This is a genomic window from Synechococcus sp. MU1642 (genome assembly GCF_020514115.1).
Classification (GTDB): domain Bacteria; phylum Cyanobacteriota; class Cyanobacteriia; order PCC-6307; family Cyanobiaceae; genus Parasynechococcus.
Genome location: NZ_VTKZ01000001.1, coordinates 85,008 through 101,212 on the forward strand (window position 1 = coordinate 85,008; position 16,205 = coordinate 101,212).

Sequence of the window (16,205 nt, forward strand, 5' to 3'; positions counted from 1 at the left end):
TTCAGGGTTGATTGCCATGGCGTTGCCCAGGCGATTAAGCACCCGATCGATTCGTCGACGCTGATTAGATTCGGCGAGCCCCGCAGCCGGTATCCCAAACAGGACCAGGCTCCAACACGCAGCACACCAGCCTTTCATCGATCAGCTCAGCGGCTGTAGGTGATGGTGCGGCGATAGCGGCTGCTGGCTGGCTCCCACATCAATGCTTTTGCAGGTTGTGTCGGTGATCGTTGCCCCTTTCGGGATCACCCGTATCGCCTCATCGGTGGCGAACTGCTCGGACGGCCTTTGGGCTGTGGCCTGCTTGTCGCCCGCAAGAGCCAGGGGATCCAAGTCAGTTGCTAGCCACCTACAGAGCCGCTTTTCGCATCGTTAGAGCCCGATTAGGTTGTTCTTCCTTTCGGTCTTGACAGAACGCCTCAAGGTGACAGCCGTGCTGTGTTCAGCAGCCGCGTCGGCACCAGCGCAGGCGTTGCGGCTTCGGTTCAGGATCGGCTTCTTCTGCTCCACTCGATCCAGGGATTGGAGGTGGCGGCAACAACGCTGCGGGCTGAACGGGAAGACGTCGCGACCCCCATGCGGCATCAAAGGGAACCACCACGAGGGGTATCGGTTCCGCACTCTTTGCCGGCCATGCCAAAGCGCTGGACGCGATCAGGGCTGTGATCAGAAGTCTCATCCCGCCATTTTTGCCGATCCTGCGGCGTCATGCCGTCACGTCGGCTGCGTTGTCAGGGCTGCGTCGTAACGGCTCAGTCCAAGTTTGTTCAGGCTTTGGAGTAGGAGACGCCGCGGTAGGTCAGAGCAACGCAATTGCGAACGGATTTGATTGGCTCAGCGCGATAGCTTTTCCCCATGTATTTCAGTTGGATTGTTGGCCTCGTAGATACTGCTTCTGTCTTTGCGTATTTGTTCCCCAAGAAAGTGAGTTCCATGTTGGGAATAGGATTGGATTAAAACTCTTTGTGTTCTACGTCGTCGTAAAAAAGCTGCAAGGTTCCGCCCGATACTTTGTTCTATAGCGATTGTTAAGGCTGCGTCGGCTTGGTACGGGTTCTGCTCTTAACCGCTGCCCTGGCTGGGGAAAGGAGGCGATGCGAGTTGTGGGATTTTGCGTTGGTTGTTGTGTAGTGGTTGAAATATTTGTTGGTTTTACTCGTGCTGTTGAAATTGTTTGATTGATTCTCTCAGTCTTGAGGCTTGGAGCGTTCCTCTGTGTGCGCTTTGCTGCAGCGTTGGCATGCAGTAATCCTGTCTTTGTGGTGTTCCGGCAGCGTCAGCCGGAATGGATCCACGTCAAATTCGTAGCCACAGGCGCAGCGGGCATGGAACTTCAGCTTTTTCGCTTTTTTGAGTCGCTTTAAAAGGGTGACGTTGCCAAAAACTTGGTCTGGCTTGAATCGTTCCAGCTTGGTGCGTTGTTCGGGGGCATGCTTGACCCGCGCCTTGTGCAGGGCGTTGCGCACGGAGTTTTCACTGCCTTTGCCCAGGATCTTGGGGATCTGCAGGATCGATCGCCCTTCCTGCAGATACAGACGCTTGATCTCCTCGATCTCAGCACTTGTGAAGCCAGATTTCTTGCCCACCTGCTTCCTGCCTTTGATTTGAGTCTCTCAGCCGGTGCGCAAGCGCCATCCACGTTCTCGGAGGCGAAATGTCAACCTGTCAGGATGATCCCACTAGACCCTCTGCTGCAACGGCTGGCCGGAGTCGCCGGCATGGAGAGCGGCTGCAAGCGCCTTGTTGTTGTGCTGGGTCAGCTGGGCGATTTCGACTCGATCGAATACGCCCAGGCGCTGGTGCCAAGGCTTCCCCAGTTAGCGGCGGTTGGGGTCAAGGTTCAACTGTTCGGCATCGGCAACGCCGCCAGCGCCGAGCAGTTTGCTGCTTTCACCGGATTTCCGCTGCTACAGCTGATCGCTGATCCATCACCGCTGTTGCATGAGTCCCTGGGGTTGGAGGCCGGCTTGAAGCTGCCCGGTGGGCCCTGGCCTGGCTTTTTACTGATGTGTGCGGGCGTAGGTTCACCCGGCACCCTGCGCGAGGTGTTGCGCGGCTACACCGGGGATCGCTCGGCTGTCCAGATCTTCGACGACGACGAGTGGGTTGAGGCGTTTCCTCTGCCGCGCTTCCGGGGTGCTCTGTTCCGTCGTGCTGGTGGCGCAGGTTTCCAGCGACCGTTTGAGCTCGCCACCAAGCGTCTGCGCAACATGAACGAAGTGCTTCGCAACTGGCGCACCTATGTGCCCTGCGACGACTACATCACTCAGCGCGGTGCCACCGTTCTCCTCGATGAGGATGACAGCGTGATCTACTGCCACCGCGATCAAAGCCTGCTCGGCTACTCCGCCACCATGGAATGCCCCTTGGCATTTCTGGACGCGGTTTTGTCTCAGGGCTGACCGCCATCGGCGGAATGCTCGCGATACACCGCCAGGGCTGCCACCAAGCCGCCGATGAAGCCTGCGCTGTGGCCGATCCAGCTGACACCGGCGGGTGAAACGCCGGGGATCAAGGCGATCAGGGCTGAGCCGTAGAGCCAGAACGCCACCAGGCCCAGGACCAAGGACAAAATGCGACGTTCCAGCCAGCCGATCAGCAGCAGGTAGCCCAGCAGTCCGTAAACCACGCCCGAGAGTCCATGGCTGCGGGCTGGCCAGAACAGGGCGACGGGAATGTTGATCAGCAGCACCGACAGCCAGACGCTCAGGTAATCGCGCATCCCTAGGCTGAGCACCAGCCAGCTCAGGGGCAGAAACGCCAGGCTGTTGGAGATCAGATGCCCAAAGCCGGCATGGCTGAACGGCGCTGTGATGACCCCCCACCACGGTTGATCCAGGCCCATCGGCAGGTTCAACTGCCCCGCAAAGATCAGTTTGTCTATCAACTCCTGCCCCCAGGCCAACGCCAGGATCAGCAGGGGAAGCAGCAGTCGAGCGCGCATCGTCTTGCGCCAATGATCACAATAATGACGCGAACGCTGGGCGGATGATCAGAGGAGACGTCGACGTTCTGGTTATCGGCAGCGGCATCGGTGGGCTCTGTGCCGCTGGTTTGTGTGCCCGCGCTGGCCGTGAGGTGCTGGTGCTGGAAGCCCACCACCAACCCGGTGGGGCCGCCCATGGCTTTCAACGCCAGGGCTATCACTTTGAATCCGGTCCATCCCTCTGGAGTGGCCTGGGGCGTTGGCCCAGCAGCAATCCCTTGGCCCAGGTGCTTCGCGCGCTGGGGCAGACCGTCGAAGTGATTCCCTATCGCACCTGGGATGTGCTTTTGCCGGAAGGGGATCTGCGCATCGCCGTTGGCCACGATGATTTCGAGGCTGTGGTGCGCAGCCTGCGCGGTCCCGAGGTGGCAGCCGAATGGCGGCGTTTTGTGGAGGCGCTTCAGCCGATTGCCGCCGCTGCCGATGCTTTGCCCTTGCTGGCCCTGCGGCCTGGGGTGGATGGCATGGCGCAACTGCTGAAGCGCGGCGGACGCCTCTTGCCGCACCTCGCGGCGATGCGTCACCTCTCCGGTTCCTTTGGGCCGCTGGTGGATCGTCACCTCAGCGATCCCTTCCTACGCCATTGGGTGGATCTCCTCTCCTTCCTGATCAGCGGCATGCCGATGGGAGACACCAACGCCGCAGCCATGGCCACGCTGTTCGGCGAGTGGTTTGAACCGGAAGCCCATCTCGACTACCCCGTTGGCGGCAGTGCTGCGGTGGTTGATGCCCTGGTGCGTGGCCTGGAGGCCCACGGCGGCAGTCTGGAGACGGGCACGGCGGTGCAACAGCTGCGGGTGGAGGGTGATCGTGCTGTGGGTGTGACCCTGGCCGATGGAACGCAGATTGCGGCGAAGCAGGTGATCTGCAATGCCGACATCTGGTCCACCCTTGGTCTGCTGCCGGAGTCCGTGGCGCCGAAGTGGCAGCGTCAGCGCCAGGCCACGCCGGCCTGCAACGGCTTCTTGCATCTGCATCTGGGCTTTGATGCCACGGGGCTGGAGGATTTGCCGATCCACAACGTCTGGGTCGACGACTGGGAGCGTGGGATCGACGCCGAGCGCAATGCTGTGGTGTTGTCGATTCCGTCGGTGTTGGATTCCTCAATGGCGCCACCAGGTCGCCATGTGCTGCACGCCTACACCCCGGCCAGCGAACCCTGGGAGTTTTGGGCTGATCTGGAGCGTGACAGTGCGGCGTATCAGCAGAGAAAACAGGAGCGATGCGCTGTTTTCTGGCGGGTGCTTGATCGCCGTATTCCCGACATCCGCGAACGATGCGAGCTGATCATGGAGGGGACGCCGCTGACCCACAGCTATTTCCTCAATGTTCATCAAGGCAGTTATGGCCCTGCCCTCTCAGCGGCTGAAGGTCTCTTCCCTGGTGTGACGACGCCCCTCGCTAATTTCTGGCTTTGTGGTGCCAGCACCTTCCCCGGTATAGGCATACCTCCCGTGGCGGCGAGTGGTGCGATGGCGGCCCATGCAATCCTCGGTCGAGAGACGCAAAACAGTTTGCTGCGGGAGCTAGGGCTCTGAAGCAGCTGCGCGTCATAACCTCGTCTTGGAACACCGACGCAGTCCATGACTTCCAACGCCCGGATCGATTCGCTGCAGCTGATGCTCACGGATCTGCGCATGCGCAACGAGCCGATCCGTCACAAGGCTGCATTTCGTGGATGCCAGCCGGAATTTCAGGCGTTGGTGAGTCGTTTGATCGAGCAGCTGGAAGGGGAATTGCTGGATGAGAAACAGCGGTCCCGTTCAGTCTCACGTCAGGCCTGATCTGAGGCGGATCGGTAAGCGGCGGGAACGAGCACCAGAAACAGCAGCCACCAGGCCAGCACGCCCAGGGCCAGGGGAAGGCTTATCCAGAGCTGATGCAGCAGGGTCCAGGACCCGCTGACCACAAGTACCCCTGTCGAGACGATGGACCAGGGCCGGCACCACCAGGGTTTCAGCGACCAGAACGGAGGCTGTTTCGGCGGTTCAGCGGAAGGCGTTGAGTTCACCGGCGGCTTGCATGGCGGCGAGATCGTCGTAGCCACCAATCACGGATCCGTCGATGAACACCTGGGGGAAGGTGGTCATTCCACTGCGCTGCTGCACGGCTTGGAAGGCTGCGTCGTCGTTGATGGTGGTAACGGTATGGGGCAGATCCAGGGTTCTCAGGATGCGCAGGGCGCGGCTGCACCAGGGGCATCCCGGCAGCACGGCGATCTCTATCCGCGGCGCTGCGGTTTGGCGTGCAGGGCGGCATGCTCGTTGCTCTAGGACCCCAATCAGGAGGTCGACGCCTTTCTGCACGATCGTGCCGGGCTCCAGGTGGCCTCCCCAGACCTGGCAGGCTCCATCCGAGAGGCTCAGGTGCAGGTGCACACCCTCAGGGGAAAAGGTCCCATTGAGTGTGATCACCTCAAGGTCGCCTTCCAGGACAGTGGGCTCAGCCTGGCCGGGGCACTGGAACGACGCCCTGGTCAGGTTGCCAACCACGCCGAGAATGAAGCCGTTGATTCCGTCTCGCTGGGCCAGCTCTTCGAGGCTGAGGCGCAGATCACTGCCGGGAGCAAGCTTCAGCGGCAGGGGTTGCATGGCGCCTCAATTGGGGCTTCAAGATTACGCAATCTTGTCTTGCACGATATTGTTTACTTATTGTGTTTGTATTTTCACGAAATCGTGTCTCTCCTTCAAGACCTGGTTCAGGAGTTGCAGCAGCGGATCGAGGACCAGGCCGTGGCTCCCAGCACGGCTGCGGTGGCCGATGCGGCCGGCTCGGAGCGCATCAATGTCACCCTGCCCCGCGGGGTGATGGATGACCTCAAGCGCCACGCTCTCGCTGAAGGGCGTAGTTGCGGCAATCTCGCTGCCTACCTCTTGGAAGAGGCCCTGCGTCGCCATCGCCCCCTGGGCTAGGGCTCCTTTCAATCCAGAAACTTGTCGGCGATGGCTTCCGCGCCACCACTCTGTTGGAGCTTCAGGATCGACACCCCCAAGCGCGTGCGCAGCTCGCTGTTGGGGGTCAACACGAATCCGTAGGTCTCATCCGCGAGGGTGAACGGTGCGATCCGCACAGCAATGTCAGGGTTCTGTTTGAGGTGGTAACGAAGCGAATGCCGATCAAAGATCAGGGCGTCGGCCTTGCGATCCAGCACCAACTGAACGGCGCTGTCGAGGCTGGGTGCCGGCACGACGCGCATCTCGCGGTTTTCCGCCAGCTCCATGCCATCGGTGCCTTTGACGACGGCGACCCGGCGGCCGATGAGCTGTTGAGGACTGTCGATGGCTACTTCGGTGGTCCCCGAGAGAAACAGGGTGAAGGCTGAGGCCAGGCTGGCGGTCAGGGATGACACCGCGATCAGGGAGATCACCATCCAGGCGCCGGTGATGCCCCGGCCGGTTCGTGTGATCGGTGCCTTGTCGCCATAACCCACGGTCGTCAACGTCACCAAGGCAAACCACATGCCGCTGCTAATGCCGGGCAGCCAGTCGCGGGGGAACTGCTCGCTGTTCGTGCGCCGCTCGGCCAGCCAGACCAGGCTGCCGACCACCAACAGCACGGTTATCAGCACCAACATTGAGGAGATCACGGCCCAGCCGAAGAACACCCCCAGGCGACTGAAGAGGGAGGGGGCCTTCAGGGGAAGAAGAATGCCCTCCTTGCTCAGGAAGTAGGGCTGGGTGAAGTCAATCCCTGCGATAGCAAGGCGGCGGGAGGTGATGCTGATTGGGCCGACGAGCACGTCGATGACGCCCTCATCAACCGCCTCAATGCCGGCTTTGGGCGTTGGCTGGGGAATTAGGTCGTAGCTGAGGTTGTTGTCTTCGGCGACGCGTCGCCAGATCTCGAGGCTGATACCGCTGATCTGCTCGCCGTTCTTGATCACGAAGGGGGCCGATCCACTGACCCCCACCTTCAGTTGGTTGGCCTGTAGGGGAAGTGCGGTGCCGAAGCAAGCGAGCGCGAGGACGACGGACCAGCGCCGGACCCCTTCCATCAGCGCTGTTCCAGACGACGCACGATTACGGCCATTGCCGCCAGGGAACCCGCCAGCGCGATCAGCAGGGCAATGGTCATGGAAACGTCAGGAAAGTGATAGTTCGCTCAGGTTGGCATCCCCGGCCCCGAGCAGCCAGTCGGCCACTTCCATCCTCAGGGCATAGGCACATTCGAAACGGCCTTCCTCTTCCAGCGAGCTCAACCGTTGTTCGAGCGTGCGCAGGGTTGAACTCGCGAGCTGGTGTGGACCCTTGCTCCGCGCCACAATGAGTTTTCTGGAGGCCCTCGAAGCTTGCGGCACGACGTCAGTCATCCAATGCAGCCAGCGCTACAGATCTGCGATCTGCACCCTTCATGACAGCAGTGGAGTGGTCCTGGGGCGATAGCCCGCTCACGTTCCTGCCCCAGCGGGCCCTGTGGCGGACTGAGGGGCGAGAGCTATTTGTCGCCGACCTGCATCTCGGCAAGGCCGAGGTGTTCCAGGTCCATGGGATCCCCCTGCCCAGCGACGGGGATCAGGGAACCCTCAATCCATTGATAGAGCTCTGCAATGCCTGGTCACCTCAGCGCTTGTTTGTGCTGGGTGATCTCGTGCATGCCCGGACCGGCATCACCGCTCTCCTGCGCGAGACCTTGCTGGCGCTGCCCGATCTGTGTGGTTGCCCGGTGGTGCTGATCGGTGGCAACCATGACCAGGACAGCTGGATTGAAGGCTTGCCCCAGCAGCCTTCTCAGCGCTTGGGCAATCTTTGGTTGAGCCATATGCCCGAACGGGTTCCTGAGCCGGGGTTGTTGAACGTGTGCGGTCACCTGCATCCCACCACCCGGATTCGCAGCCGTTCCGATCAGTTGCGCTTGCCCTGCTTCGCCTTTGATCCGGATGGGCCGCGTTTAGTGATTCCTTCCTTCGGGCAGTTGACGGGAGGCCATGACTGCGGCGAGCGTTATCAGCAATGGCTGGTGGCTGAAGACTCCATCGTTCCTTGGTTCGATTCAATCCCCAAAAACCGAGAGCGAAGGATCGCGTGACTCAGCCCGCTGCGCCGCGACCCAGACCCCGAACCAACCGCAGAATCCGTCTGCGCAAGCGCTGGCTCTTGCTGGCCATGCCGTTTGTGGTGTTAAGCGGTCTGATCGCCTTGGCCCCTGTGGTTCCCGAGCGCGCCGACCTTGAGGATCAACCTGTCCGTTCGGCCCAGCAGCGCGGCCGGGATGCCAAGCCGTTCCGCTACATCCCCGACGATGAGGTCTACGCGTTGGATCTCGATCCACGGAGGGTGCGCTTCGGGCTGCTGGAGGGTTGGGATCGTGAACAGGATGCCTACCAGGACAGCGCTGCCCTGGCCTACGTCACGGGCCCGATGTATGAGCGCCATGTGGACGACGATGGCCGAGAGATCACGGTCCCCCTGGGGGATCTCAAATTCGGTAAGCAGGTCTGGTTCGGGCGGAACCGCACGGCTTCCCGCCAACGGGCCTTTATCGGCATCCGCCACGACGGCAGCATTGATTTCAGCTACGGGGAGCTGACCGATGAGCGCAGCCGCACCTACGACACCTTCATCGGCGGCCTGCACAGTCTTTACAACGACATCGAGGCTCCGCCGGAGAGCTACAAGGGGGCCTACAGCATCAGCATGGGTCAGCGGATCCGCTACTACCTGCCGCGGATCCGCATGGTGATGGGCCTGCGTCAGGACGGTCACATGGAGGTGTTGATGAGCCGTGATGGCCTGACCCTCGAGCAGACCAAAGACCTCGCCCGTCGCCGGGGCTATCTGGCGGCCTACATGCCCGACCATGCCTCGAAGAGTCGTTTGATTATTCCTGGGGTCAAGGGTTTCACCGAAGAAGACGCCAACTGGATCAGCGGCGGTGCCACAAGCTTTGTGCACGTCCCCTACCTACTGCGGTTGAGCCCTCGCCAGATCCCACTGCAGGGCAATTTGATCGCGGCTCTGACGCCCAAGTTGGTGCTGGATGAGGGCTGCGATGGCCCGCTCGACTGTGTGTCGTCTTTTGGCAATCACTTCGCCGATCGCGCCCTGGCGGGCTTGAACCGGGTGATGGAACAGGGCGTTGAACCATTGGCCCGGATGATTTGGGGGCCCTCCAACAACCTCACCAAGCCGGGCTTGCCTGCGGATGCCGACGACCGCAGCATCGATCTGGACCGTGCACCCCTGAGGGAACCCCCGATCACGGCGGATCCTTTGGTGTTGCGCGAGCCGCCGGCTGTGATCCGGGAGCCGGAGCCCGCTGAACTCGGTTCAGATGACAGCTCAGATGACAGCTGGACAGAGCCGCAGCCGTTTGTTCCGTTGCCCCCCGATCTGCCGCCGCCGATTGTGCTCGATGAGCCGATGCTCAACTCCGCTGAGGTTCTCCTGGATGAGCCAGCTCCACCGGAGATGCCGCCGCCGGCTCTGCCTCCCATCCCGCAGGTGCCCGTGCCTGCTGTTCAGGATTGAGTTTTGGAAGCCGTTTGGTCTTGGTGGTCGATCCCCAGCACGCAACGTCGGGTTTTGGTGGCGCATCTCCCCCAACCCCCAACGCGCGCTGAGCAGCGGGCCTTGAGCGACAGCCTCACCTGCCGACTGTTCGCCGATGCAGGCCAGGTGGTTGCTGCGGATGACATCGGCCGCACGATTTATGGCAAGCCGCAGCTGCGCGATTCCCTTCTGCACCACAGCATTTCCAACACCGGTTTGCTCAGCCTTGGTGTGGTGGGACCTGATCCGATTGGAATTGATGTTGAAGCGCTGGACCGGCCGTTGCGTGTGGCCTCTGAACTGTTGAAGCGGCGCATGTTTGCCTCGGCCGCTGATGCGACAGCCTGCCTGCAGCACTGGACGTTGATTCAGGCCTGGACGGCGAAGGAGGCAGTGTTGAAGGCAGCGGGACTGGGACTGGGCGGCGGACTTGCCAACGTGATCATTGCGCCGGATGGGGCTGCGGCATGGCTGCATGGCTCGCGCTACGCCCTCAGCCTGTGGACCCAGGAGGGCTTCAGTGTTGCGGTCGCTGAGGGGATCCGTGGCTAGAGGAAGGGGTGGAGCATCGAGCAACAGCGTGAGATCTCGTCTTCAGCAACGTCTGGCTGAGGCCAACAACTTCCAGAAGGCGTTGATCACGTCTTTGCTGGCTTGGGTGGCCCTGGGGGTGTGGAGCTATCTGATCGTCGTCCCGATCCTCTCGGCCGTGGCGTTCCTCTGGCTCGGGATAACGGGCTGGCTCGTCTGGCGGATATGGCGCAAACCGGTGGGCTGAACCAAGGAATTGCAGTTCAACAACTTAGAGTTGAAGGCGGTTTTGGTTCGGGTTCGGTGGAATTCACTGTTGTGATTCTGAGTGAGCAGGTGGGCTCCTATCCAAAAATCAATTGGACGGAATGGAAAGATCGAAATCGCAAGCAGATGAAGAGCCAGGGAGATATGTGGTCGATGGCAATACTTTCAGGCACCACGATTTGGGATTGTTTGGAAAACAACAACATCGATCGACTTCATCTTGTGCAGTGGAAGCCTGCTGACGACACGATGTATCAGGTGAGCCTGCCGAGCCGTTGAAAATTGCCTAGCAAATTGTTCGTTAATGTTAATTAAGCAGCCCAAAAGCACCTGTTAATGTCAGGCAAGTCCTTTTTGTTTGCTGTTCGGGATCAGTAGCTTCTCTTTTAAAGTAGGAGGAGTAAAATCACAATGAACATTGAACCAAAAAGGAAGATCGAGTCTTCCTTTTTGTTGGATTCAAAGGGTTCGTGGGGCTCTGGAATTATGGTGATCACTTTTGAAGCAGGCAAGCTAAAGGACTCGGCTGTCCCTTGGCGGTTCGCTGCTTTTTTTAATCGCGCGAATCTGTGAGCCGAGCTCCATTCATTGCTCACTCGTTAACACATCTTGAAGTTGATCAATTGCAGATTGTTTCGAATCATTCCAGTCTTGGCCTGAGAGCCTGATCAGGTATTCGTGCTGAATGCCCGAGCCTCTTTGTCGTGATGTGATGATCGAGACGTCGTCGTATTTGATGGGGAATGAGTCGCCAGATGGTGCTCTAAGTACAGCTTCTGATGCGAACAAAAGAAAATCAAAAATTACTGGATTAAAATATTCTTCGCTTTCATCTAGGCCTCCATAAGCAACCATCTGTTCTTTGGTTTGTGGTGTGTACGTCACAAATGAGAAGCAGCATGGATCACCGGTGGCTTTCAAGTAGAGCCCTTTAAATCGAGGCGTGCTCATCAATCAGCCTGCCGCCAGATTGGAGAGTTGGGATCCCAGACGGGTTTGGAGTAGCTCCCCTTTAGTTGTCGTTGAGGCTGATTGATGCCCAGCTGGCCGTGGCATTGCCTTGCGAACTCAATTGAGTTTTTGTGGTATTTCTTCCAAGGAATCAAGGTTTTCCCATCCCAAATTGGCGGTAAACCTGTCTCTTTGATCATCTGATCAAAAGCGTCAAAGTGGTTTTGCAGTTGCTTTGCTGTCAGCACAGCCTCTGGTCTCGGCACACGTAGAGACTTTTTGAATGGAGCGCTCTCCATGCATGCTTCAAAATTTTTGGTGAGTTCCGCTTGATGGCTCCAGGCCTTCTGTTCGACAACTCCAAAGACAACGAGGCCAATCAGTAAGAGGCCGATCCCGACGATCGAGCTGAGATGACCAACCGGCTCTCTGGTTTTTTCCATTGTCCAGGGTTCCTGAGATCAGCCTAAGGAGGAGTTTCTTCTTCGAGGGGCTTCACCGAGGGGATCTTCCGACCAGACTTAAATTTCTTTTGTTCAGAGCTGGATGCGAGTGCTTCTCACAGCTCTCCTCTCACTCGCTGCTTTTGTGCTCGTGTTGGCGACTAAGGGTAAGGAGCTCTGCTCATTTTTCGACTCACGTCGGCATGCGGGTTCCCCCAACAGAGCTGGGCTGCTTCCACTCAGGGGACGTACAAACCGATGAAGGTCGCCGGCTCCGGCTCTTTGAGCGTCCAATGTGATCAGCCGTTGGCCGGCTTTGTCAGTTTGTAAAGGTTCAGGGCGAAGACGGCCATGCCGAAGCTGCCGAACGCGATGAGCAGGTCCTGGGTGGTGAAGGCCATGACTCCCAATACAAAACTTTGTTTACTATTGTAACGAAGACGCAGTGATGCGTCGCCAAGTCTTTCCGAGGGGGCTGTGGGCAGTCCTCTTTTTTATGACCTACCCCTTTGGTGCCATCAAGACAGATCTCGAAAAAGCATTCCGGCTTCCCGAAGCTCCACCGCTTAAGCCGTCTCAGGAGCAAGATGCTGCCGAACTGAGCGAGTCAGAGCGATCGACGGTTCTGTTTGAGCACCCAGGCGTCTGAGGCGTCCATACTCATGTCCCATCAAGGGATCGACCCATGGCGGTGCTTGGGCGTCAGGCCATTCTTCAAGCGGTTGATGACGGTCTGATCGCTATCACGCCTTTCAGCGCCGGCAATGTCGGGCCTGCATCGCTGGACCTCACCCTCGGCTCAATGTTTCGGGTGTTCCGCAAGGTGCATGAAGTGATCGAGGTTCGCGATCACACCGATTACCGCGAATGCACCGACAAGCTGGAGATCCCAGAGGGCGGGCACATCTTGATCATGCCGGGGGAGACCGTACTGGGGATCACCCGCGAGCGGGTCAAGCTTGGTCCAGGCCTTTGCGGTTGGCTTGAGGGCCGCAGTCGCTTTGCTCGCCTGGGGTTGATGGTGCATATCAGTGCGCCATTCATGGGGCCGGGGATCGACAGTCAGCAGGTGCTGGAAATGAGCAATTTCGGCCCGGCTCCACTGGCGGTGGTGCCGGGCACGCTGATCTGTCAGTTCATCTTTCAGCGGATGGATGGTGAAGAGCACTACGCGGGCCGCTTCGCTGGGCAGAGCCAGGGCAGTTTTTAAGGGGGGGGGGAGGGTGATGCCTTTGGTCATCCTGATTACCTCCTTCGAGAGGAATTAAGGAACTCAACATTGGTATTGAGCCGCTAACTCCCTGCACCGCAGCGGGTTTACAAAACTCATCGGAGGCGTACATCCTCCGCAATGTTCACCCTTCCGATTCTCTTTAGGTTTGTTCTGTTGGCATTCGTCGGAGCAACCGTTGCATCTGTGGCTAACTCAAAAAAAGACTTTGCCTTGCTCACGGCTGTTTTCCTGTTGGGTCTCGGAGCCTTAGAAGCAGTCCTTGCTTTCTTTGGCGTCTAATCCCTACGACGAGCCTCGCTTCGCCGCTCCTTGCAGGTGCAAGTCAGAGGGAGCACTTATGCATCACCTGCTACCGCTGCAACAAGCCACTGTGAGGAATTGAAGAGGCAATCCCGAAGCGGTTCTGCAATTTCACTGCGTTTGAGCATTGCCTGGCTTGTATGTGCTGATAGAGCTTCACGGCATGTATTGCATCGAACGCCAAGACGATGACGCTCAATGGAGGAGAGAAATCTGCTTCAAGACGGAGTTCAAAGCTTTTGTGAACGCTCGCACTAAGTCAATGGCTACATTGGGCACCTATCGCGTGGTGAATTCAGCCTGGGCGAATCACGTGATTGCTCAAGTGAATGGACTGGAGCTGGTCAAAAAAAACAGAGACAGGGTTTGACCGTTCTTCGCCGTAAGAAGTCATATGAACCGTGCGTATAAGTGCTTACGCACTTTGCTAGAACTGGTTGATGTAATGAGAGGCGGAGGTCCCGGTATTAAACGCCGGGTTTTTTTTTTTGGGACGATCCATGATCGCTAGGGCCAAACCTTGAACATAAAAGCGGGGCGATAGGGATACCTCCCCGCTCCCTTCAGCCCAAAGATGATCAGAGGTCTTCTTCAGCTTCCCCTGCGATCTGACAATCACTTGTCGGGTAAGCCACGCAAAGCAGGGCGAAGCCTTTGGAGATCTGTTCGTCGTCTAAGAAGCTCTGATCCGATTGATCAAGAGAGCCACTCGAAAGCTTGCCCGCGCAGGTGGAGCAGGCGCCAGCTCGGCATGAATAGGGCAGGTCAGCACCAGCTTCCTCTGCAGCATCCAGGATGTACTGATCGTCGGCACACGCAAAGGTCGACGACCCTTCGGATGTGGAGACTGTGATCTGATACGAAGCCATTGGTTTCAATCAATGCATGCATCAATCAAAAATCCGATTGGATGCCGCAGCTAATTCATTCAAGGAAGACTTCGGGATCGATGTAGCAAGTCATACAGGATTAATTCCGATGTCATTGATCTCTGATTTTGCAGATTAGATCGATTGCTGAAGAGGGTGTTTTGATTCAACTGATCAACTCAGAAAACCCCTGTCGCACTCAAGCAAATCAGGGTTGTGGCGAGCAGCACCCAGCCCACCAGCTGAAGCCATTGCGTGAGTGGAGTTCCCATGGTCTGTTAGTCGATTGGGTCGTCCCAAAGGAGTGGTTCATCAAATTCTTCCAACAGCGAGTTGGCTTCTAACTCCTTGCCTGCCAGCAGCAGTTGAATAACTTGATTCCAGATGAATCGAGTCAGGCGTTCCGCCTCCTTCCCCTGATGCCCGGTCTCGAACTTGATCGGAGGCACATCACCTGTGTCGGCGTGAAATCGTGAGATGAGCGACACAGGTCTGGGCGCATCAACTGCTCCGTCGTAACTCTCCTGGTTCGACGGTTGAGGTATCAACTGACTCCGTTTGTTTGCACACGTTGAAAGCCAGACATGGCCTCGCCATTGGCAACCCAAGGGCGCATGCTCGAGGCATGCAAGCCAAAATATTGGAAGGCTTAGAGGTTCTCGCGGCTGTTGTTGTCACCGCAGGTTTGGTGGCGGGCAACCTCGTTCTTTTCTCGCCGTTGCGCGTGGATAACCGCGTGCAGCCTGCTCATGCATCGCAAACGGCGGAACGCCCTTAGCGCTTGAACACACCGTTGCAGTCCCCCGGAGCAGTTTTCACAAAGCCGTGACTCTCTGGCGACCAGTAGCCCAGGGCATGAAACGCCAAGCCCTGGGTTCGGGCTTCAGCATTGACCGCATCAACCCCTCGGGCCTGGATCCGCATGTTTGCCTTCTCCATCAACAAGATCGAGGAAGTCGTTTTTCTCGATTTCTGCTGTGGGGAACGCATGGCTCTGGAGGGAGGGGCACAGCTGCCACCAAACAAACGAACAGAACAAAACGCACTATCAGATTGGAAAGGGAGAACGAAGGACCAGTTGGTGAAGTGCGTCAACGTCGCAATCGCTGCTCAGGGGCCGTGCTGATCTCCGCACCAACCTGAAGGCAGAGCTGCTGGAGGCGTTCGTGCTCTCGCAGGTGCAGGTAACGCTGCTGCAGTTCAAGCCGCATCAGCAGGTGATGGAGCTTCAGAGCCCCTACGGCCACACTCTGTTGAACACCATGGGGGGCGGGCTCAAAACAGCTGGGGTGCACAACGGCAATGAGGTGATCGTCGACGTTCTGGATGGCCTTGTGGTGGACCTAAGCAAAGGCTCCGCCAGCAGCCTCAGCTTCAAGCGAGAAGACGTGATCCTTTCGGAGGATTTCAGTGAGGTGCGCAAGGGCGCCAGGGTGGCGATGGGGACAGGCACCGCGGAGGTGGTGAAGATCTCGGAGAACGACCATGAACTCAGCCTCCGCGGTCCCTTCGGAGTGGTTCATAACCTCGTCGTACGCCCATGGCTCAACAGCGATCGTCTTACCCAACTCAAACTGGGTGACTTTGTCGGTTTCTGTTCGATTCAACGGATTGCGATCTGGATTCGGCTGGCCCGATGAATCAGCTCTTTTGATGGGAGGCGAGGGCGCGCACCACGTCGCCCCGCGTGATCACGCCGATGGGACATTTGTTCCCGTCGAGAACGAACAGGCGCTGCGTGCCCCTCTCATGCAGCTGGGATGCTGCTTTGGGCAGCGGTAGGTCGTTCCTACAACTGTGGGAGTCCTTGCGCATCAAATCGCTCACGTTGGTGCCGAGCACCTGGTGCACCTGCTTGTCCCAGTTCAAGGGATTGCGCAGGTAGATCACGCTGTCCAGCAGCATCACGTAAGGGCCGGCATCAACGCCGCTTTCCCGCACCATCAGATCTTGCTCCGTCAGCTCGCCGATCAGACGCCCTTCTGCGTCCACCACCGGTAAACCACTCACGTGGTGATCGCTGATGATCTGCACGGCTTGCTGCAACGGGGTGTCGGGCGTGACCGTCAGAACAGGCTTGGTCATCACATCAGCCACCGTCAGCTGCAGGACCATGATCAAGGTTCAGCTCACCAC

General features: G+C 58.4%; 26 protein-coding genes. 11 read left to right on the plus strand and 15 right to left on the minus strand.

Features of this window, described 5'->3' with window-relative positions:
• Positions 1–141 precede the first annotated feature (141 nt).
• The 4 genes from FZZ85_RS00460 to FZZ85_RS00475 form a co-directional block, all read right to left on the minus strand.
• Positions 142–333 (minus strand): hypothetical protein, encoded by a 192-nt coding sequence (locus FZZ85_RS00460; RefSeq protein ID WP_226411140.1) that lies wholly within the window; start codon positions 331–333, stop codon positions 142–144.
• A 109-nt stretch (positions 334–442) separates the two neighbouring features.
• A complete protein-coding gene (locus FZZ85_RS00465) occupies positions 443–679 on the minus strand; it encodes a hypothetical protein (RefSeq protein ID WP_226411142.1) in 237 nt (78 codons plus the stop codon).
• A gap of 88 nt (positions 680–767) precedes the next feature.
• Positions 768–935 (minus strand): DUF4278 domain-containing protein, encoded by a 168-nt coding sequence (locus tag FZZ85_RS12115; RefSeq protein WP_226411144.1) that lies wholly within the window; start codon positions 933–935, stop codon positions 768–770.
• Positions 936–1,187: 252 nt separating this feature from the next.
• A complete protein-coding gene (locus FZZ85_RS00475; RefSeq protein ID WP_226411146.1) occupies positions 1,188–1,586 on the minus strand; it encodes a hypothetical protein in 399 nt (132 codons plus the stop codon).
• Positions 1,587–1,670: 84 nt separating this feature from the next.
• On the opposite strand from FZZ85_RS00475, the gene FZZ85_RS00480 reads away from it, so the two are divergent.
• A complete protein-coding gene (locus FZZ85_RS00480) occupies positions 1,671–2,402 on the plus strand; it encodes a peroxiredoxin-like family protein (protein WP_226411148.1) in 732 nt (243 codons plus the stop codon).
• Here the strand turns inward: FZZ85_RS00480 and FZZ85_RS00485 are convergent.
• Positions 2,393–2,944: a rhomboid family intramembrane serine protease gene (locus tag FZZ85_RS00485; RefSeq protein ID WP_226411150.1), complete on the minus strand. Its 552-nt coding sequence runs from the start codon at positions 2,942–2,944 to the stop codon at positions 2,393–2,395. The genes FZZ85_RS00480 and FZZ85_RS00485 overlap by 10 nt on opposite strands.
• A gap of 44 nt (positions 2,945–2,988) precedes the next feature.
• Here FZZ85_RS00485 and FZZ85_RS00490 point away from each other — a divergent pair, with 44 nt between their 5' ends.
• Positions 2,989–4,524, plus strand: coding sequence for an NAD(P)/FAD-dependent oxidoreductase (locus FZZ85_RS00490; protein WP_226411152.1), 1,536 nt, complete (start codon positions 2,989–2,991; stop codon positions 4,522–4,524).
• Between the two features lie 45 nt (positions 4,525–4,569).
• Positions 4,570–4,770 carry a hypothetical protein gene (locus FZZ85_RS00495; RefSeq protein WP_226411154.1) on the plus strand — a complete coding sequence of 67 codons (201 nt, stop codon included), beginning with the start codon at positions 4,570–4,572 and terminating at the stop codon, positions 4,768–4,770.
• Here FZZ85_RS00495 and FZZ85_RS00500 read toward each other — a convergent pair.
• Positions 4,761–4,997 (minus strand): DUF6737 family protein, encoded by a 237-nt coding sequence (locus FZZ85_RS00500; RefSeq protein ID WP_226411156.1) that lies wholly within the window; start codon positions 4,995–4,997, stop codon positions 4,761–4,763. The two genes, FZZ85_RS00495 and FZZ85_RS00500, sit on opposite strands and share 10 nt — an antisense overlap.
• The gene (locus FZZ85_RS00505; protein WP_226411158.1) at positions 4,975–5,577 is read right to left on the minus strand and encodes a PCC domain-containing protein; all 603 of its coding nucleotides are present in this window, start codon (positions 5,575–5,577) and stop codon (positions 4,975–4,977) included. Before FZZ85_RS00505 ends, FZZ85_RS00500 begins: the two co-directional genes overlap by 23 nt.
• A gap of 84 nt (positions 5,578–5,661) precedes the next feature.
• On the opposite strand from FZZ85_RS00505, the gene FZZ85_RS00510 reads away from it, so the two are divergent.
• Complete coding sequence (locus tag FZZ85_RS00510) at positions 5,662–5,898, plus strand: CopG family transcriptional regulator (protein WP_226411160.1); 237 nt, start codon at positions 5,662–5,664, stop codon at positions 5,896–5,898.
• An 8-nt stretch (positions 5,899–5,906) separates the two neighbouring features.
• Here FZZ85_RS00510 and FZZ85_RS00515 read toward each other — a convergent pair whose 3' ends face one another.
• Positions 5,907–6,980, minus strand: a complete 1,074-nt coding sequence (locus FZZ85_RS00515) for a transporter substrate-binding domain-containing protein (RefSeq protein ID WP_226411162.1) — start codon at positions 6,978–6,980, stop codon at positions 5,907–5,909.
• Between the two features lie 87 nt (positions 6,981–7,067).
• A complete protein-coding gene (locus FZZ85_RS00520) occupies positions 7,068–7,247 on the minus strand; it encodes a hypothetical protein (protein WP_226411164.1) in 180 nt (59 codons plus the stop codon).
• A gap of 89 nt (positions 7,248–7,336) precedes the next feature.
• Between FZZ85_RS00520 and pdeM the strand changes: the two genes are divergently transcribed.
• The 5 genes from pdeM to FZZ85_RS00545 all read left to right on the plus strand — a co-directional run bounded on the left by pdeM (position 7,337) and on the right by FZZ85_RS00545 (position 10,551).
• Positions 7,337–8,011 (plus strand): ligase-associated DNA damage response endonuclease PdeM, encoded by a 675-nt coding sequence (pdeM, locus tag FZZ85_RS00525; RefSeq protein ID WP_226411166.1) that lies wholly within the window; start codon positions 7,337–7,339, stop codon positions 8,009–8,011.
• Positions 8,012–8,088: 77 nt separating this feature from the next.
• Positions 8,089–9,453: a hypothetical protein gene (locus FZZ85_RS00530; RefSeq protein WP_370631107.1), complete on the plus strand. Its 1,365-nt coding sequence runs from the start codon at positions 8,089–8,091 to the stop codon at positions 9,451–9,453.
• A 57-nt stretch (positions 9,454–9,510) separates the two neighbouring features.
• Complete coding sequence (locus FZZ85_RS00535; protein WP_226411170.1) at positions 9,511–10,026, plus strand: 4'-phosphopantetheinyl transferase superfamily protein; 516 nt, start codon at positions 9,511–9,513, stop codon at positions 10,024–10,026.
• 28 nt (positions 10,027–10,054) lie between these two features.
• Positions 10,055–10,252 carry a hypothetical protein gene (locus tag FZZ85_RS00540; RefSeq protein WP_226411172.1) on the plus strand — a complete coding sequence of 66 codons (198 nt, stop codon included), beginning with the start codon at positions 10,055–10,057 and terminating at the stop codon, positions 10,250–10,252.
• The gene (locus tag FZZ85_RS00545; RefSeq protein ID WP_370631089.1) at positions 10,231–10,551 is read left to right on the plus strand and encodes a hypothetical protein; all 321 of its coding nucleotides are present in this window, start codon (positions 10,231–10,233) and stop codon (positions 10,549–10,551) included. Before FZZ85_RS00540 ends, FZZ85_RS00545 begins: the two co-directional genes overlap by 22 nt.
• A 306-nt stretch (positions 10,552–10,857) precedes the next feature.
• On the opposite strand, the gene FZZ85_RS00550 is transcribed toward FZZ85_RS00545, so the two are convergent.
• Both FZZ85_RS00550 and FZZ85_RS00555 read right to left on the minus strand, forming a co-directional pair.
• Positions 10,858–11,223 carry a hypothetical protein gene (locus FZZ85_RS00550; RefSeq protein WP_226411174.1) on the minus strand — a complete coding sequence of 122 codons (366 nt, stop codon included), beginning with the start codon at positions 11,221–11,223 and terminating at the stop codon, positions 10,858–10,860.
• The gene (locus FZZ85_RS00555; RefSeq protein WP_226411176.1) at positions 11,223–11,666 is read right to left on the minus strand and encodes a hypothetical protein; all 444 of its coding nucleotides are present in this window, start codon (positions 11,664–11,666) and stop codon (positions 11,223–11,225) included. Before FZZ85_RS00555 ends, FZZ85_RS00550 begins: the two co-directional genes overlap by 1 nt.
• Before the next feature lie 685 nt (positions 11,667–12,351).
• Here FZZ85_RS00555 and dcd point away from each other — a divergent pair.
• Positions 12,352–12,876, plus strand: coding sequence for a dCTP deaminase (dcd, locus tag FZZ85_RS00560; protein ID WP_226411178.1), 525 nt, complete (start codon positions 12,352–12,354; stop codon positions 12,874–12,876).
• A gap of 902 nt (positions 12,877–13,778) precedes the next feature.
• Here the strand turns inward: dcd and FZZ85_RS00565 are convergent.
• The 3 genes from FZZ85_RS00565 to FZZ85_RS00575 form a co-directional block, all read right to left on the minus strand.
• Entirely contained in the window at positions 13,779–14,069 is a 291-nt protein-coding gene (locus tag FZZ85_RS00565) for a 2Fe-2S iron-sulfur cluster-binding protein (protein WP_226411180.1), read from the minus strand.
• A 278-nt stretch (positions 14,070–14,347) separates the two neighbouring features.
• Complete coding sequence (locus FZZ85_RS00570; protein WP_226411182.1) at positions 14,348–14,557, minus strand: hypothetical protein; 210 nt, start codon at positions 14,555–14,557, stop codon at positions 14,348–14,350.
• 286 nt (positions 14,558–14,843) lie between these two features.
• Positions 14,844–15,008: a hypothetical protein gene (locus FZZ85_RS00575; RefSeq protein WP_226411184.1), complete on the minus strand. Its 165-nt coding sequence runs from the start codon at positions 15,006–15,008 to the stop codon at positions 14,844–14,846.
• 227 nt (positions 15,009–15,235) lie between these two features.
• Here FZZ85_RS00575 and FZZ85_RS00580 point away from each other — a divergent pair, with 227 nt between their 5' ends.
• On the plus strand, positions 15,236–15,709 hold the full coding sequence (locus FZZ85_RS00580; RefSeq protein WP_226411186.1) for a hypothetical protein: 474 nt from the start codon (positions 15,236–15,238) through the stop codon (positions 15,707–15,709).
• Between the two features lies 1 nt (position 15,710).
• On the opposite strand, the gene FZZ85_RS00585 is transcribed toward FZZ85_RS00580, so the two are convergent.
• Positions 15,711–16,184, minus strand: a complete 474-nt coding sequence (locus tag FZZ85_RS00585; RefSeq protein ID WP_226411188.1) for a CBS domain-containing protein — start codon at positions 16,182–16,184, stop codon at positions 15,711–15,713.
• Between the last annotated feature and the right edge of the window lie 21 nt (positions 16,185–16,205).

Bases quoted from the DNA above. Each gene is read 5' to 3' on its own strand.
- FZZ85_RS00465 (WP_226411142.1), bottom strand. From the start codon at position 679: ATGAGACTTCTGATCACAGCCCTGATCGCGTCCAGCGCTTTGGCATGG.
- FZZ85_RS12115 (WP_226411144.1), bottom strand. From the start codon at position 935: ATGGAACTCACTTTCTTGGGGAACAAATACGCAAAGACAGAAGCAGTA.
- FZZ85_RS00480 (WP_226411148.1), top strand. From the start codon at position 1,671: ATGATCCCACTAGACCCTCTGCTGCAACGGCTGGCCGGAGTCGCCGGC.
- FZZ85_RS00485 (WP_226411150.1), bottom strand. From the start codon at position 2,944: ATGCGCGCTCGACTGCTGCTTCCCCTGCTGATCCTGGCGTTGGCCTGG.
- FZZ85_RS00490 (WP_226411152.1), top strand. From the start codon at position 2,989: ATGATCAGAGGAGACGTCGACGTTCTGGTTATCGGCAGCGGCATCGGT.
- FZZ85_RS00495 (WP_226411154.1), top strand. From the start codon at position 4,570: ATGACTTCCAACGCCCGGATCGATTCGCTGCAGCTGATGCTCACGGAT.
- FZZ85_RS00505 (WP_226411158.1), bottom strand. From the start codon at position 5,577: ATGCAACCCCTGCCGCTGAAGCTTGCTCCCGGCAGTGATCTGCGCCTC.
- FZZ85_RS00515 (WP_226411162.1), bottom strand. From the start codon at position 6,980: ATGGAAGGGGTCCGGCGCTGGTCCGTCGTCCTCGCGCTCGCTTGCTTC.
- pdeM (WP_226411166.1), top strand. From the start codon at position 7,337: ATGACAGCAGTGGAGTGGTCCTGGGGCGATAGCCCGCTCACGTTCCTG.
- FZZ85_RS00530 (WP_370631107.1), top strand. From the start codon at position 8,089: ATGCCGTTTGTGGTGTTAAGCGGTCTGATCGCCTTGGCCCCTGTGGTT.
- FZZ85_RS00545 (WP_370631089.1), top strand. From the start codon at position 10,231: ATGGCGCAAACCGGTGGGCTGAACCAAGGAATTGCAGTTCAACAACTT.
- FZZ85_RS00550 (WP_226411174.1), bottom strand. From the start codon at position 11,223: ATGAGCACGCCTCGATTTAAAGGGCTCTACTTGAAAGCCACCGGTGAT.
- FZZ85_RS00555 (WP_226411176.1), bottom strand. From the start codon at position 11,666: ATGGAAAAAACCAGAGAGCCGGTTGGTCATCTCAGCTCGATCGTCGGG.
- dcd (WP_226411178.1), top strand. From the start codon at position 12,352: ATGGCGGTGCTTGGGCGTCAGGCCATTCTTCAAGCGGTTGATGACGGT.
- FZZ85_RS00565 (WP_226411180.1), bottom strand. From the start codon at position 14,069: ATGGCTTCGTATCAGATCACAGTCTCCACATCCGAAGGGTCGTCGACC.
- FZZ85_RS00575 (WP_226411184.1), bottom strand. From the start codon at position 15,008: ATGGAGAAGGCAAACATGCGGATCCAGGCCCGAGGGGTTGATGCGGTC.
- FZZ85_RS00585 (WP_226411188.1), bottom strand. From the start codon at position 16,184: ATGGTCCTGCAGCTGACGGTGGCTGATGTGATGACCAAGCCTGTTCTG.